This is a genomic window from Streptomyces sp. M-16, assembly GCF_052114405.1.
Lineage (GTDB): Bacteria > Actinomycetota > Actinomycetes > Streptomycetales > Streptomycetaceae > Streptomyces.
Genome location: NZ_JBFRER010000049.1, coordinates 68,397 through 83,408, shown reverse-complemented (window position 1 = coordinate 83,408; position 15,012 = coordinate 68,397). Strand labels below are relative to the sequence as shown.

At 72.4% G+C, this 15,012-nt stretch carries 13 protein-coding genes and 1 pseudogene; 3 read left to right on the top strand and 11 right to left on the bottom strand.

Annotated features, from left to right (window positions below):
* Positions 1 to 98: 98 nt before the first annotated feature.
* The 8 genes from AB4039_RS22750 to sbnA all read right to left on the bottom strand — a co-directional run bounded on the left by AB4039_RS22750 (position 99) and on the right by sbnA (position 8,232).
* Positions 99 to 1,322, bottom strand: coding sequence for an FAD-dependent monooxygenase (locus AB4039_RS22750; RefSeq protein ID WP_266843118.1), 1,224 nt, complete (start codon positions 1,320 to 1,322; stop codon positions 99 to 101).
* Positions 1,319 to 2,809: a condensation domain-containing protein gene (locus tag AB4039_RS22745; RefSeq protein WP_442271666.1), complete on the bottom strand. Its 1,491-nt coding sequence runs from the start codon at positions 2,807 to 2,809 to the stop codon at positions 1,319 to 1,321. Before AB4039_RS22745 ends, AB4039_RS22750 begins: the two co-directional genes overlap by 4 nt.
* On the bottom strand, positions 2,806 to 3,528 hold the full coding sequence (locus AB4039_RS22740; RefSeq protein ID WP_442271665.1) for a 2-hydroxychromene-2-carboxylate isomerase: 723 nt from the start codon (positions 3,526 to 3,528) through the stop codon (positions 2,806 to 2,808). Before AB4039_RS22740 ends, AB4039_RS22745 begins: the two co-directional genes overlap by 4 nt.
* 47 nt (positions 3,529 to 3,575) lie before the next feature.
* On the bottom strand, positions 3,576 to 4,319 hold the full coding sequence (gene fabG, locus AB4039_RS22735) for a 3-oxoacyl-[acyl-carrier-protein] reductase (protein ID WP_266843113.1): 744 nt from the start codon (positions 4,317 to 4,319) through the stop codon (positions 3,576 to 3,578).
* 117 nt (positions 4,320 to 4,436) lie between these two features.
* Positions 4,437 to 5,537, bottom strand: coding sequence for a beta-ketoacyl synthase N-terminal-like domain-containing protein (locus tag AB4039_RS22730; RefSeq protein WP_442271664.1), 1,101 nt, complete (start codon positions 5,535 to 5,537; stop codon positions 4,437 to 4,439).
* The gene (locus AB4039_RS22725; RefSeq protein WP_442271663.1) at positions 5,534 to 6,799 is read right to left on the bottom strand and encodes a beta-ketoacyl-[acyl-carrier-protein] synthase family protein; all 1,266 of its coding nucleotides are present in this window, start codon (positions 6,797 to 6,799) and stop codon (positions 5,534 to 5,536) included. The genes AB4039_RS22730 and AB4039_RS22725 overlap by 4 nt, the downstream gene beginning before the upstream one ends.
* Positions 6,796 to 7,059, bottom strand: coding sequence for an acyl carrier protein (locus tag AB4039_RS22720; protein WP_266843109.1), 264 nt, complete (start codon positions 7,057 to 7,059; stop codon positions 6,796 to 6,798). The genes AB4039_RS22725 and AB4039_RS22720 overlap by 4 nt, the downstream gene beginning before the upstream one ends.
* A gap of 138 nt (positions 7,060 to 7,197) precedes the next feature.
* Positions 7,198 to 8,232 (bottom strand): 2,3-diaminopropionate biosynthesis protein SbnA, encoded by a 1,035-nt coding sequence (gene sbnA, locus AB4039_RS22715; RefSeq protein WP_266843108.1) that lies wholly within the window; start codon positions 8,230 to 8,232, stop codon positions 7,198 to 7,200.
* Between the two features lie 180 nt (positions 8,233 to 8,412).
* On the opposite strand from sbnA, the gene AB4039_RS22710 reads away from it, so the two are divergent.
* The 3 genes and pseudogenes from AB4039_RS22710 to AB4039_RS22700 all read left to right on the top strand — a co-directional run.
* Positions 8,413 to 10,011, top strand: a complete 1,599-nt coding sequence (locus AB4039_RS22710) for a tryptophan halogenase family protein (RefSeq protein ID WP_442271662.1) — start codon at positions 8,413 to 8,415, stop codon at positions 10,009 to 10,011.
* 97 nt (positions 10,012 to 10,108) lie between these two features.
* The gene (locus AB4039_RS22705; protein WP_266843106.1) at positions 10,109 to 10,795 is read left to right on the top strand and encodes a flavin reductase family protein; all 687 of its coding nucleotides are present in this window, start codon (positions 10,109 to 10,111) and stop codon (positions 10,793 to 10,795) included.
* Positions 10,782 to 12,071 (top strand): annotated as a pseudogene (locus tag AB4039_RS22700) (cation:proton antiporter domain-containing protein); the annotation flags it as partial. The gene AB4039_RS22705 and the pseudogene AB4039_RS22700, both read left to right, overlap by 14 nt.
* Positions 12,072 to 12,152: 81 nt before the next feature.
* Here the strand turns inward: AB4039_RS22700 and trpD are convergent.
* The 3 genes from trpD to AB4039_RS22685 form a co-directional block, all read right to left on the bottom strand.
* Positions 12,153 to 13,220 (bottom strand): anthranilate phosphoribosyltransferase, encoded by a 1,068-nt coding sequence (trpD, locus tag AB4039_RS22695; RefSeq protein WP_266843103.1) that lies wholly within the window; start codon positions 13,218 to 13,220, stop codon positions 12,153 to 12,155.
* Positions 13,220 to 13,414 (bottom strand): hypothetical protein, encoded by a 195-nt coding sequence (locus AB4039_RS22690; protein ID WP_266843102.1) that lies wholly within the window; start codon positions 13,412 to 13,414, stop codon positions 13,220 to 13,222. The genes trpD and AB4039_RS22690 overlap by 1 nt, the downstream gene beginning before the upstream one ends.
* 265 nt (positions 13,415 to 13,679) lie before the next feature.
* Positions 13,680 to 14,999, bottom strand: a complete 1,320-nt coding sequence (locus AB4039_RS22685) for a class II 3-deoxy-7-phosphoheptulonate synthase (protein WP_266844096.1) — start codon at positions 14,997 to 14,999, stop codon at positions 13,680 to 13,682.
* Between the last annotated feature and the right edge of the window lie 13 nt (positions 15,000 to 15,012).

The window sequence follows — 15,012 nt, the reverse complement described above, 5'->3', positions numbered from 1 at the left end:
TATCGATGCCCTATCGAGCGCATATACGTGCCGGAACGCGGCAGGGCCCCCGATGCCTGTCGGCTTCGGGGGCCCTGCGGTGCGGCGGGGGTGGCGGGTCAGGCGGCGGCGCCGCTCAGGCCGGTGCCGGCGGTGCCGGGAGCGCCCTGGAGGAGGGTCGGGAACGCGGCCTCGAAGGCGGCCTCGACGTCGTGCCCGAGGATCCAGCCGACGTCCGCGGCGGCCTCCTTGACACCACCGGGCCGGCCGCCCGCGCCCGGGGCGGGACGGCCCGTGCGCGATCCGAGCTGGACCTTCGTGGTGTGCGGGCGGCGCAGCGACTCGTAGCGCTCCAGGGCGTCGGCGACGCCCCGCGCGTCCTCGTCCGCGCGGGCGAGGCACAGGGCGAGCGCCACGCCGTCCTCGACGGCCTGGTTGGCACCCTGTCCGTGGTGGGGCAGCATCGGGTGGGCCGCGTCCCCGAGCAGGGTCACCCGGGAGGTGCTCCACCGCTCCAGCGGGGCCCGGTCGTAGAGGGCCCAGCGGCGGACCTCGCCCGCGGCGCCGACCAGTTCGCGCACCTCGGGCGCCCAGCCGGTGAGGACGGCGTCCAGGTCGGCCCGGTCGCCGGCGCTGGTCCAGGACTCGGCGTCGCCCTCGTCGGCGGGGGTGACCACCACGTACGTGAACTGCCTTCCCCCACTGACCGGGTAGCACAGCACCCGGGACTCGGGGCCCGCGAACATGTACATCCGGCCCGGGTCCAGCGAGGGCACGTCCGCCGCGTCCACCAGCCCCCGCAGCGCGCTGTTGCCGGAGTACACGGGGGCGTCCGCGCCGGCCACCGCGCGGCGCACCGCCGAGTGGACCCCGTCGGCGCCGACCAGGACGTCGGCCCGGCCCGTGGTGCCGTCGGCGAACTCCAGGAGCACCCCGTCGGGGCCCTCCTCGTAGCGGACGAGCTCCTTGCCGGTGCGCACCCGCTCGCCGGGCACCAGTCCCGCGAGCATCCGGTGCAGGTCGCCGCGGTGGACGGTGAGGTAGGGGGCGCGGAACTGCCGCTCCCAGGCCCCGCCCATCTCCTGTACGGCGACCCGCGCGCCGTTGTGGAAGGCCCGGACCTCCAGGGCCTCGGGGCGGACCGCCAGCTCGGCCAGGCGCGGGCCGAGGCCCAGGCGCTCCAGCAGCCGGGTGCCGTTCGGACCCAGGTGCATGCCCACGCCCTGCTCGCGCAGGGTCCCGCCCCGCTCGTACACGGTGACGTCCAGGCCCCGGGCGTACAGGGCCGCGGCGGCGGTCAGGCCGCCCAGACCCGCGCCGATCACGGCCACTTCGAGGCTCACCGGTACTCCCAGGCGCTCTCGAAGGACTCGAACTCGTCGGCGGAGTCGAAGGATCCGAAGTCCGCGCCGGCCCCGCCCGCGGAGCCCAGGGCCAGCAGCGCCTCCAGCTCCCCCGCGCCCGCCAGCTCCACGTCGACGACGCGGGTGTCCGGCTCGGCGACGGCGGCCGCCAGCATCCGCTCGTACCCGTCGGCGAAGCGCGCGACCGTCTCGCGGTCCAGCACGTCCGTGTCGTACGAGAAGACCGCGGTGACCCCCTCGGGGGTCTGCTCGATGCGCAGCAGCAGGTCCAGCTGGCCCTCCTGCTGCGGGACGTCGATCAGGGCGATGTCCAGCCCGGCGTACGGGACGGACGGTCCCTCGGCGGCGCCCGGCGCGACGTTCGGCACGGGCGGCTCCATCCGGTCCATCTGGACGAGGAACAGGGCGGTGCGGAACACCGTGGCCCGGGGGAAGGCCAGCGCGCACGGGTAGCGGACGCCCATCATGCCGCCCATCACCCGCTGCCCGGCCTGCTCGGCCGCGCTGCGGAAGGTGGAGCCGGCGGTGAAGTCGGCACGCACCGGCATGGTGTTGAGGAAGCAGCCGATCACGTCCCGCTGCGCGCGGCCCATCCGGCTGGTGGCCGGGACCCCGAGCACGAAGGCATCCTGGCCGGTCCACCGGTGGGTCAGGGCCTGGAAGACGCCGAGGAGGTAGGCGAAGGGGGTCACCCCCGCGACGGCGGCGGCCGGGGCCAGGGCGGCGGCGCTCTCCGCGGCCAGCTGCCGTACGACGGTGCCGCCCCGGTAGGAGCGCAGCGCGGGCCGGGGCCGGTCCAGGGGGAGTTCGGCGGCGGGGGCCTGCCCCACCGACTCCTGCCACAGCTCGGCCGCCCGCAGGCCCGACGCGGAGGCGGTGTAGCGCAGCTCCTCGGCGGCGTGGTCGGCGTAGGAGCCGGGGATGGGCCGCCAGCGGGGTTCCTGCCCGGACGCGAAGCCCTCGTAGGCGTCGAGGACGTCGCGCACCAGCAGCCAGCGCGAGGTGAAGTCGCTGACGATGTGGTGGGCGGAGGTGACCAGCGCCCAGTCATCGTCGGTGTTGCGCAGCAGCACCACGCGGAATGCCGCGGACTCCAGGCGGAAGGGGCGGGCCCCGGCCTCCTCGGCGGCCCGGTGCAGGGCCTCCTCGCCGGCGCCGTCGAGGTCGCGGAACTCCAGGCGGACCAGGGGCTGTTCGCCCACGGTGCGGCGGACCCCCTCGGCGCTCTCGGTGAACACCGAGCGCAGCAGCTCCTGACGGGCGCCGACGGCGGTGACGGCGGCGTCCATGGCGGCGGGGTCGACCCGGCCGCGCAGCCGCAGCGGCATGACGATGTTGTAGGCGGAGGCCTCGGGGGAGACCCGGTAGGCGGTCCACATGGACTGCTGGATCGCGGTCAGGGGCAGCGCCCGTACAGCGCCGGGCGCCCCGGCGGTGGTGTCCGTCACGGCGGTCACGGCGGTCATCCGCAGCCTCCCGCGTGGCTCATGTCCGTRGTGCGCCCGGCGCCGACCACCGCGAGCTCCGCCTCGGCGGGCTGCGCGGCGGGGGCCGCGGGGGCGGCGGCGTTCCCGAAGGAGGCGGCGAAGGCGGCCACCCGGTCCAGGCCCCAGTAGGGCTCTCTGCCGTTGACGAAGAACGGGACGCCGAAGACCCCGTCGCGGTGCACGTCCAGCAGGGCGGCGACGGCCCGCTCGCGCAGCTCCGGACTGTCGGTGGCGGCGGCCACCGCGTCGGCGTCGAGGCCGGTCTCCACGGCCAGTTCGAGGACGGTCGCGGGGTCGCAGATGTCGCGTCCCTCCAGCCAGCGGGCCCGGCCCGCGCGGGCCACCCACTCCCGGCCCAGGCCCGCGTCCACGGCGAGGAACCAGGTCAGGTGGGCCGGCTCCCACCACGGCTCGCGGTCGGCCGGCCAGGTCAGCTCCAGCCCGCGCTCGGCCGCGAGGCGGCGTACGTCACGCAGGATGTAGAACTGCTTGGCGCGGGTCATGGGGGTGTACGGGAACTGCCCGCCGGCCTCGTCCAGCAGCTTGGCGCTGGTCTCGTCGGGCTCCCAGAAGGGGCGCCACTCGACCCGGTCGAGCAGACCGGGGTGCTCGCGCTCCAGGTCGTGCAGGGCGAAGAAGTTGTAGGGGCTGCGCAGGTTGAAGTAGAACCGGGGCGGTTTGGCGGCACGGCCGGCCATGTCGAACTCCTCTGTGAATCAGGCTGGTCGGACTGGTGGGGGGCCGGTCAGACGACCAGACCGCCGTCGATGTGGAAGACCTGTCCGGTGATGTACGCGGCGCGGTCGGAGGCCAGGAAGGACACCAGTTCGGCGACCTCGTGCGCCTCGCCGAAGCGGCCCAGCGGGATCCGGGCCGTCATCTCCTTGGCGTGCTTCTCGGACAGGCCCCCGACCATGTCGGTGGCGATGAATCCGGGGGCGACGGCGTTGGCCCGCAGGCCGCTGCGGCCGGACTCCTTGGCCAGGGCCTTGGTGAAGCCGATGATCCCGGCCTTGGTCGCGGAGTAGTTGCTCTGCGTGGCGTTGCCGGCGGCGGCGACCGAGGAGAGGGTGATGATGGTGCCGCGGCGGCGCTTCATCATCGGGAAGGCCAGCGCCTTGGCGAAGTTGAACGTCCCGTCGAGGTTGGTGCGGACCACCGCGTCCCAGTCCTCGTCCTTCATCATCGCGAGGTGGCCGTCGCGGACGATGCCGGCGGCGGTGACCAGCACCTCCACCGGGCCCAGTTCGGCCTCGGCCCGCGCGGTGAAGGCCCGGACCTGCGCGCGGTCCGTGACGTCCACACGGTCGGCCAGCACCCGCGCCCCCAGCTCCCGGGCGGCCTTCGCGGCGAGCTCGGCGGCCTCCTCGTTGGACTGGTAGCAGAAGGCCACGTCGTGGCCGTCCCGTGCCAGGGTCTCCACCACGGCCCGGCCGATGCCGCGCGAGCCGCCGGTGACGAGGGCTACCGGCCTCGGTGTCTCGGACATGGATAGATGCCTCTCTCTTCGGGACACGGGTGCGCGTGTACGCGTGTACGCGCACGAGGGGGGATGGTGCGCGGTACGGGGCCGGGGGGCGCGGTGGCGTGCGCCCCCCCGTCGGTCTCAGCCGAGCCGCAGCAGGGTGGCTCCGACGGTGCCGTCCCGGTCCAGGGCGGTGACCAGGGCGAGCCGGTCCACCAGGGCGGGCTCCGCACCGGCGTGCGCCAGGACGGCGGCCAGCTGGAAGGCGGCCGAGGCGGCGGTCGCGTCGCCGACGAGCGGCCGTACGGCGATCCGCTCGCCGCCGATCCCCTCCAGCGCGGACTCCTCCTGCTTGCCGAGCTGCCCCGGCGGGGTGCCCGGCGCGATCAGGGCGACGTCCTCGGGGCCCACGCCCGCGTCGGCGAGCACCTCGGCGACGCAGCGGGCCAGCGCGGCCCCGGCGCGTCCGCTCTCCGGGAAGGCCCGGAAGCGGGAACCGAGGACGGTGGCGAGCACCCGCCGGCCTCCCTCGCGGGCTGCCTCGCCGCTCTCCAGCAGGAACAGCGCGGCGCCCTCGCCCAGCGGGTCGGCCTCCGCCCCGCCGTGGTCGGCGACCCGCTCCAGGCGGGCGCGCTGGACGGAGAACTCCTCGGCCGCGCCGGCCAGCAGCGCGTTGGCGTGGCCGCCGCGCAGCAGCCGGGAGGCGTAGTTCAGGGCCAGCAGGCCGGTGGCCGAGCCGCCGGAGACGGTGACGTTGGGGCCCTTGAGGGTGTGCCGGATGGCGCTCTGGCCCGTCGGGCAGTTCATCACCGTGTTGGGGAACCGGGCCGGGTCGACGAGGTAGGGCTTCTCCCCCGTCAGGGCGTCCCGGGTGAAGTCCATGATGGACTGGACGCTGCCGGAGGTGCCGAGCACCAGCCCGGTCTTCTCCGGGTCGGCGGCCAGGCCCTGGCCGAAGTCCTCCAGGAGCTCGCCGACGGTGACGACGGCGATCCCGGTGGCCCGGTCCATGGAGCGGGTGCCCTTGCGGCCGAGCACGGCCTTGATGTCGAAGCCCGGGATGAGGCCGGCTTCCCCGTAGGGGACCGGCCACTGCCCGCCGTCGACGGCGGAGGTCGCCGTGGTCCCGGCCAGGAGTCCCTCGGTGAAGGACCGGCGGCCCAGGCCGTAGGGGGAGGTCACGGCCCAGCCCGAGATGACGAGCCGGCGCTCGCGGGGCCGCGCCGCTTCTGTTTCCGTCATGCGACTGCGCTCCTGTCTTCCCAGTGGCCGAGGACCAGCACGGCGTTGTTGCCGCCGAAGGCGAGTCCGTTGTTCTGCACGACCTTGAGGTCGGCTTCGACCGCCTCGTTCGGTACGCAGTCCACGCCGCACTCGGGGTCGGTGGTGCGGTGGTTGATGGTCGGCGGGATGAATCCCTCGCGCAGGGCGAGGGCGCAGGCCGCCGAGGCCAGGGCGCTGGCGGCGCCCATGGTGTGGCCGATCATCGACTTGATGGAGACGGTGCGCGGCAGGTCCTCGCCGAACACCTGGCGGATCGCGCCGACCTCGGTGACGTCGTTCGCCCTGGTCCCGGTGCCGTGCGCGGAGATGAAGTCCACGTCGGCGGGGGTGATCCCGGCGTTGGCGTGCGCCGCGGTGATGCAGCGGGCGATCGAGTCCCGGTCGGGGGCGACCGGGTGGCTGGCGTCGCAGGACAGGCCGTAGCCGAGTACCTCGGCGTAGATCCGGGCGCCGCGGGCCAGCGCGGACTCCAGCGACTCCATGAGCAGGATGCCGGCGCCCTCGCCCGTGAGGATGCCCTGCCGGTCGGCGTCGAAGGGCCGGCACACGTCGGGGGCGATGGTGCCGAGCCGGTAGAAGCCGGTGAACGTCTTGCGGCACAGGGCGTCGGCCCCGCCGCACAGGGCCATCTCCACGTCTCCGGAGCTGATCGCGTCGTAGCCGTAGCCGACCGCGTAGTTCCCGGCGGCGCAGGCGGTGGGGACGGTGACCGTCTCCACGTCCTCCAGGCCGAGTTCGCGGACGATGCCGGCGGAGAGCCGGCCCGGCCAGACGCGGCGGGCGACCACCGGGTCGAGGGTCTCCTCGTCCCCGGCGACCTGGAGCCCGGTGAGGTGGTCCAGGTCGCGGGACTCGCCGTCGGTGGTGCCGACCGAGACCAGGGAGCGCCTGGCCCGGACGTCCGCCTCGGTGAGGCCGCCGTCGGCCACCGCCATCCGGGCCCCGGCGACCGCGAACTGGGCGGCCCGGCCGAGCTCGTCGGCCGGCAGCTCGCGCAGCCAGGCCTCCGGCTCGAAGTCGGTGATCTCACAGGCGTTGGAGTGGGCGAAGCCGGTGGTGTCGAACGCGCTGATGGGCTTGGCCCCGCTGCGTCCGGCACGCAGGCCCTCGGCGAAGGCGTCCACGCCCGTGCCGATGCTCGTCACGACACCGAGACCCGTGATCACCACCCGGTGCCGGGCAGCGGTCCGCTGCCCCGTCGCGGCCGTCTCGGTGGTCACTTGCCCTCGGCCTCCGCGATCACGGCGTAGACGCCGACCAGGTTGACCATGCGGCTGAGCTCGGACTGCTCCAGCGTGATGCCGAAGACCCGCTCCAGCGAGGCCAGGATCTCGATGGTGCGCAGGGAGTCCGCGTCGTGCTCCTCCTTGAAGAGGCTCGTCTCGGTCACCTCGTCGAGGTCGAGTTCGAGGATGTCGCAGACGATGTCCTTGATCTGCTCCTTGCGCCCGGCGTCGAGGGCGGGGATCTGGGTGGTCATCTGATGTTCCTCCAGGTGAAGGGCGGTCCGCGGCGGACCTGCCGGTGCCGTGCCGGGTGGGCGCCCGGCGGGTTTTCGGGGTGGGGGGCTGGCGGGGCCAGCGGTGGTGCGATGGTTCGATGGTGGGAGGGGCCGCTATCAGTGGCCTATATCCACCAGGTGCGGAGTGAGGCCCGCGGAGCGGGGCTCCTTCCAGAGGTGCGAGACCTCGCCGAACTGGCGGTACACCCAGGCGTCGTCGTAGATCGTCTCCAGGTAGCGGTCGCCGCCGTCGGGCAGGACGAGCACCACGTTCGAGCCGGGGATGATGTCGGGGGCGATCCGTTCCAGTGCCGCGACGACGGCACCGGAGGAGCCGCCGGCGAGCACCGCCTCGTCCCGGACGAGGCGCCGGCAGCCGACGACGCAGTCGAGGTCGCCGACGTGGATGACCCGGTCCGCGTCCGAGGGACGCAGCAGCCGGGGCACCACCGAGGCGCCGTGGCCCGGGATGAGCCGGGTGCGGCGCTCCTGCGGGCCGAAGAGCACGCTGCCGATGGCGTCCACGGCGTTGATCGTGGTGTTCATCCCGTGCCGGCGGATGTACTCCGCGCAGCCGCCCAGGGTTCCGCTGGTGCCCGCGGCCACGACGAGCTGGTCGACGCGGCCGTCGAGGGCCTCGGCGATCTCGCGCATCGTGTTCTGGTGGGCGATGGGGTTGAGGGGATTGGAGTACTGGTCGGGCCAGTAGGCGTCGGGCGTCACGGCGACGAGGTCGGCCACCCGGCGGAGCCGGGCCGGCAGCAGTTCACCGGTGGCCGGATCGGGGTCGACGACGATCTCGACCTCGGCCCCGTAGGCCCGCAGGATCGCGACGTTCTGCCGGGTCGTCCTGGCGTCCACCACGCAGATGAAACGCAGTCCGAAATACCCGCAGATCTGGGCGAGCCCGATCGCGAGATTGCCGGAACTCGACTCGATCACGGTTGATTTTCCGGGTACGAGTTCCCCGGTTCTGATGCGCGCCAGCACCATGGAGAGTGCGGAGCGGTCCTTGATACTTCCTCCGGGATTGAACCGCTCCACCTTGGCGAACACCCGCGAGCCGAGGCCCGGCAGCAAACGCTCCAGTTCGATGAGCGGAGTTCCTCCCACGGTGGAGAGGATTCCCTTCGTCCCTTCTTCGTACGGCATCTGATGCAGCCATCCTCTGCTGGGAGTTGCGGGGTGCGGATACAGCGTGATTGAGATTCGGCCAATCCGCTATATCGACGCCATACGGCCGGCTATAGGTGGCGCATAGTCGATGGCCTGAATCTCTTCCACATCGCACCACGGAAGTCCCCCATGAAGACGGAAGAGAGAGTCCCTCACATGACCGGCACCGACTCGCGCATTCAGAAAGTCGTCATCCTGGGCGGCGGAACCGCCGGCTGGATGACCGCCGCCTATCTCGGCAAGGCGCTCCAGGGCACCGTGGACATCACGGTCCTGGAGGCTCCGGCGATCCCGCGGATCGGTGTCGGTGAGGCCACCGTCCCGAACCTGCACAAGGTCCTCTTCGAATACCTCGGCATCGCCGAGGAGGAGTGGATGCGGGAGTGCAACGCCAGCTTCAAGATGGCCGTCCGCTTCGTCAACTGGAGAACCGGCGGCCAGGGCGAGCCGGACGCGCGGGAGCTGGAGAACGGCGGGCCGGACCACTTCTACCACCCGTTCGGCATCCTGCCGGACAGCGACAACGTCCCGATGTCGCACTACTGGGCCAAGCGGAAGCTGGAGGGCCAGACCGAGGAGCCGTTCGACTACGCGTGCTTCCGCGAGCCCCCGGTCATGGACGCGAAGAAGTCCCCGAAGTGGCTCGACGGCACCCCGTCCACCCGCTACGCCTGGCACTTCGACGCGGCCCTGGTCGCCGACTTCCTGCGCCGCTTCGCCACCGAGAAGCAGGGCGTCCACCACGTGCAGGGCGAGATGACCCACGCGGAGAAGGACGAGCGCGGCTTCATCAGGGCCCTCCACACCAAGGACGGCCGGGTCCTGGAGGCCGACCTGTTCGTGGACTGCTCCGGCTTCCGCGGCCTGCTCATCAACCAGGCCCTCGAAGAGCCGTTCATCGACATGAGCGACCACCTGCTGTGTGACAGCGCCGTCGCCACCGCCGTTCCGCACGACGACGAGGCCAACGGCATCGAGCCGTACACCTCCGCCATCGCGATGTCCTCCGGCTGGACCTGGAAGATCCCGATGCTGGGCCGTTTCGGCTCCGGCTACGTCTACTCCAGCAAGTTCACGACCAAGGAGGAGGCGACCAGGGAATTCAGCGCGCTGTGGGGCCTCGACCCGGAGACGACGAAGTTCAACCACGTGAAGTTCCGGGTGGGCCGCAACCGCCGTGCCTGGGTGAACAACGTGGTGAGCATCGGCCTTTCCTCCGCGTTCCTGGAGCCGCTGGAATCGACCGGGATCTACTTCATCACCGCGGCCATCTACCAGCTGGCGAAGCACTTCCCGGACCGCACCTTCAACCCGGAACTGGCCAACAGCTTCAACCACGAGATCGAGGTGATGTTCGACGACACCCGCGACTTCATCCAGGCGCACTTCTACTACGCGCCGCGCAATGACACCCCCTTCTGGCGGGCGAACAAGGAACTCACGCTGCCGCAGAACATCCAGGAGAAGATCTCCGCGTACAAGGCCGCCCTGGCGATCAACTCCCCGATCGCCGACGAGTCCACGTACTACGGGAACTTCGAGGCGGAATTCCGGAACTTCTGGACCAACGGCAGCTACTACTGCGTCTTCGCGGGCCTCGGCCTCGAACCGGACGCCCCCCTGCCGATCCTCGCGCACAAGCCCGATTCCGTGGCGGGCGCCGAGGCCATGTTCGGCAAGGTCAAGCAGGAGCAGGAGCACCTCCTCGACACGCTGCCGAGCGCGTACGACTACCTGCGCAAGCTGCACGGCTAGTCCGTAGTCGCTTCCTTCCGGTGCGCAGGCCCGGAGCCGGCCCCTCCCTCCGGCTTCCGGGCCCGCGCCGCACCCCGATCCCCAGGAGTCCCCACAGATGTCCCGTACCTCCCAGCCCTCACCGTCCCTCCGCGCCGATCAGTCCGACGGCGCGGCCGAAGCCGACATCCGCCCCCTGATGTCGGCGTTCCCGTCCGGTGTCTCGGTGATCACCACGATCGGCACGGATTCCGAGCCGCGCGGTATGACCTGCAGCTCCCTCGCCAGCGTGGCCCTCTCCCCGCCCACCGTCGTGCTGTGCCTGCGCACGCAGAGCCCGACCGTGCAGGCCGTGCTGGAGACCGGCCAGGTCGCCGTCAACCTGCTCCACGAGAACGCCCGTCCCGTCTCCGACCTGTTCGCCTCGGGCGCCCCGGACCGCTTCGCGCGGACCGAATGGCGGCTCCCGCTGGGGGCCGGCGGCCCGCACCTGGCGGCGGCCTCGCACGCCGTCGCCGACGGCGAGGTGGTCAGGGCCGTCGAGTTCGGCGACCACACCGCGGTGTTCGTCCGGGTCACCCGGGTCTCCCTGCACGACGGGGAGGAGCCCCTGCTGTACGGCAAGCGCAGGTACGCCCGCTGGACCGATGCCACCGCCGTGCCCGGCCCGCCCGCCGCGGCCCCACCCCTGCCGGCGATACCCGCCCCGCCCGCCGCCGCCCCGCCGGCCGCGTCGGCCGTGTCGACCCCGCCGTCCGTGTCGGCCACGTCGACGCCCAAGGAGGCCGCCCGTGTCCGCCCGTGACCCGCTCCCCGACCTGCTGATCGCGATTCCCGCGGTCATCATCTCGTGCAAGGCCGGCGCGATGCTCTTCCGACGCCTCGGTCAGCCTCCCGTGGTCGGCGAGATCGCCGTCGGCATCATGCTGGGCCCCTCGCTCCTCGGCTGGCTGTGGCCCTCGGCCCAGACATGGCTGTTCCCCGGGACGGTCCTGCCGTTCACCGGGGCGTTCGGAAATCTGGGTCTGCTGGCGTTCATGTTCCTGGTGGGCCTGGAGCTGAACCTCTCCGCCCTGCGCGGGCACAGCCGTACCGCCATCGCCGTCAGCCAGGCGAGCATCGCGCTCCCGCTGGTCCTCGGCTCCGGGCTGGCCCTCCTGATGTTCGACACGCTGGCCCCCAAGGGGGTCTCCAAGATCGCGTTCGTCCTGTTCATCGCGGTGTCCATGAGCATCACCGCGTTCCCGGTGCTGGCCCGGATCCTGACCGACCGGGGTCTCTACAACACCCGGATCGGCGCCCTGGCCATGGCCTGCGCGGCGGTGGACGACGTGACCGCCTGGTGCCTGCTGGCCGCGGTGGTCGCCGTCAGCACCAGCAGCTCCCCCATGGAGGCGGCCACCACGGCGGCCCTGGCGGCCCTGTTCCTGGCCTTCATGATCTACGCGGTCCGGCCGCTGCTGGCCAGGTGGGCCGCGCGGGCCGCCCGTACGGTGGACTCCGTCGTGCTGGTCGTACTGTTCAGCGGGCTGTGCCTGTCGGCCTTCACCACCGACAAGATCGGCGTGCACGCCCTGTTCGGCGCCTTCGTCTTCGGCGTGATCACCCCGCGCGGCTCCCGGGTGATCGAGCTGTGCGCGGCCCGGCTGCGGGCCTTCACCATCCCGATCCTGCTGCCGCTGTTCTTCGTCAACACCGGTCTGCGCACCGATGTGGGGCTCGTGGTCGCCGACCCGATGATGTGGGTGTGGGCCCTGGCCGTCATGGTCGTCGCCTTCCTTGGCAAGTGGGGCGGCAGCACCTCCGCGGCGCGGGCCACCGGCCAGTCCTGGCGGGACGCCATGTCGATCGGCGCCCTGATGAACTGCCGCGGACTGACCGAGCTGGTGGTGCTGAACCTGGGGCTGGAGCTGGGGGTGATCGGACCGGACCTGTTCACCCTGCTGGTCCTGATGGCCCTGCTCACCACGGCGGTCACCAGCCCCGCGCTGTCCTGGATCCGCCGCAAGGTCCCACGGGGCACGGAGGCCGACGACACGGCCGACGGTCCCCTGGCACACGATCCGGTGCAGCTGCCGGCCACCCCCCCCCCCCCCCCCCCSCCCCCCCCCCCCCCCCACGGCCGCGGTTCGCGCGTCATGCCGGCCCTACGTGTGCACCGCTCACCGCCCCGCCGCGGCGAGCGGTGCCCCGGCGTGTCCGGCGGCGGCCCGCACCCAGCGGTCCAGGACCGCTTCGGCGGCCCCCGAGTCGAGGGCGTCCGCCGCCACGGCGACGGCCTCCCGCAGCCGCTCGGTGACCCCGCGCCCGCGCGACCGCCCGGCGGCGGCCAGCGCGGCCCCCGCCGACAGCAGCACCGCGTCGCGGACCGGGCCCCGCTCCCCGCCGGCGAACAGCCGTCGGGCCACCTGCGCGTTGTACGCCGCGTCGGCGCCCCGCAGGGCGTCCGCCGGGGCGAACTCGATGCCGAGGTCGCGGGGGTCGAAGGATTCCTCCCGGACCCTTCCCCCCTCGACGCTCAGCACCGTCGAGGTGCTGGTGACGCTGAGCTCGTCGAGCCCGTCGTCCCCGCGGAACACCAAGGCGCTCGTGCCCCTGCGGGCCAGCACCCCCGCGATGAGCGGGAGCAGCCGCGCGTCGGCCACCCCGACCGCCTGGGCGGTCGGCCGGGCCGGGTTGGTCAGCGGCCCGAGGGCGTTGAAGACGGTCGGGATCCCCAGCTGCTTGCGCACCGGCGAGGCGTGCCGCATGGAGGGGTGGAAGTCGGGGGCGAAGCAGAAGGTGATCCCCGCCTCCTCCACCAGCGCCGCGACCCGGGCCGGCGGCAGGCGCAGGGTGACCCCGAGCGCCTCCAGCACGTCCGCGGATCCGGAGGCCGAACTCGAAGCCCGGTTGCCGTGCTTGACGACCCGGGCCCCGGCGCCGGCCGCGACGATCGCCGACATGGTGGAGATGTTGACCGTACGGGCGCCGTCGCCCCCCGTGCCGACCACGTCGACCGTGGCGCCGGGCACGTCGAGGGCCACCGCGTGGTCGAGCAGGGCGCGTACCAGGCCCTCCAGTTCGCCGACCGTCTCCCCCTTGCCGCGCAGGGCGACCAGGAAGCCGGCGAGCTGGGCGTCGGTGGCCTCGCCGCGCATGACCTGGTGCATGGCCCAGCCGGTGTCGGCCTGAGCGAGGTCCCGGCCGGCGAGGAGGGTCTCCAGCAGCGTGCTCCAGTTACGGTCCATCAGTGCCATTCTCCGGATTCGGACGTGGTGGTGGGAACGGGGACGGGGGTCGCACCGGCGGTGCCGTCGGCGGTGATGCTGACCGGGGCGGCGTCGGATCCCTCTTCGGCGATCTGCACTCCGCCCGCTACGGCCACGGCCACGGCGATGGCGACGGTGATCCGCTTGACCTGGGTGCGCCACGTGTTCTGCATCTCGGTTCTTCTCCCCCGTTGAGTCCCACTTGAGTTCCGGTCTGTTCCGGTGAGAAGAACACTAGGAAGGAGCGGCTTCGAGCTGATATCGCTCCGTTCCCAGGGGCGGGAGCATTTCGATAATGACGATATAACTGCTGGTCAGATGGTGCCCCGATGCCGATAACGAGCATCGGGGCACCACTTGACCAACAGACCGGGACCGCTGGAGGACCACTTGAGGGTGCGTTGCGGCCCGGTCGGCGATAAAGCCATGGGCGCAGGCTCAGCGTTCCCGGTACATCTCGGCCACGAGGAAGGCCAGATCCAGTGACTGGGTGCGGTTGAGCCGCGGGTCACAAGTGGATTCATAGCGTTCGCTCAGCCCGTCCAGGCTCACTTCCTCACCGCCGCCCACGCATTCGGTGACATCGCCCCCGGTGAACTCCAGGTGCACGCCCCCGGGATGCGTCCCGAGCTCGCGGTGGACCTCGAAGAAGCCCTTCACCTCGTCGACGATGTCGTCGAAGCGGCGGGTCTTGAGGCCCGACGGGGCCTCGAAGGTGTTGCCGTGCATGGGATCGCTGACCCACGCCACCGGCGCCCCCTCCGCGGCCGTCTTCTCCACCAGCACGGGCAGCCGCTCGCGGACCTGCCCGGCGCCCATGCGGACGATGAACGTGAGCCGGCCGGGCTCCCGTTCGGGGTCGAGCCGGTCGATCAGCCGCAGCACCGTGTCGGAGTCGGTGGTCGGGCCGAGCTTGACCGCGATCGGGTTGGCGATCTTCGAGAAGAACTCCACGTGGGCCCCGTCCAGGTCCCGGGTGCGTTCCCCGATCCACAGCATGTGGCCACTGCCCGAGTAGCGCCGCCCGGTCGTCGGGTCCTCGCGGACCAGCGGTTCCTCGTACTCCAGCAGCAGTCCCTCGTGGCTGACGAAGAACTCCACGGCGTGCTGGATGCGTTCGTCGGCCCCGCAGGCCCGCATGAAGTTGAGGGCCTGGTCGATCTGGGTGGCGAGGGCCGAGTACCGCTCGCCGACGGGTGAGCGGGCCACGAAGTCCTGGTTCCAGGCGTGCGCCTGGCGCAGGTCCGCGTAGCCGCCCGTGGTGAAGGCCCGTACGAGGTTCAGCGTGCCGGAGGCCGCCTGGTGCATCCGCAGCAGCCGGCCGGGGTCCGGCTCCCGCTCGCCCGGTTCGAAGGGGAAGCCGTTGACGGCGTCGCCCCGGTAGGCGGGCAGGGTCACCCCGTCGCGGGTCTCGGTGGGCTTGGAGCGGGGTTTGGCGTACTGGCCCGCCATCCGCCCGATCTTCACGACCGGCACCGAGGCGGCGTACTGGAGGACGAGCGCCATCTGGAGCAGGGTGCGCACCTTGCGGCGTACGGAGTCCTCCCGCACGTCGGCGAAGGTCTCGGCGCAGTCCCCGCCCTGGAGCAGGAAGGCCTCCCCCCTGGCGACGGCGCCGAGGCGCGCCTTCAGCTGCTCGCACTCGGCGGCGACGACGAGCGGAACGCTGTCGCGCAGCTGCGCCCGTACGGCGTCCAGGGCCGCGCTGTCGGGCCACTCGGGCTGTTGTGCGGCGGGCAGGGCCCGCCAGGAATCCACGTGGTCCACGAAA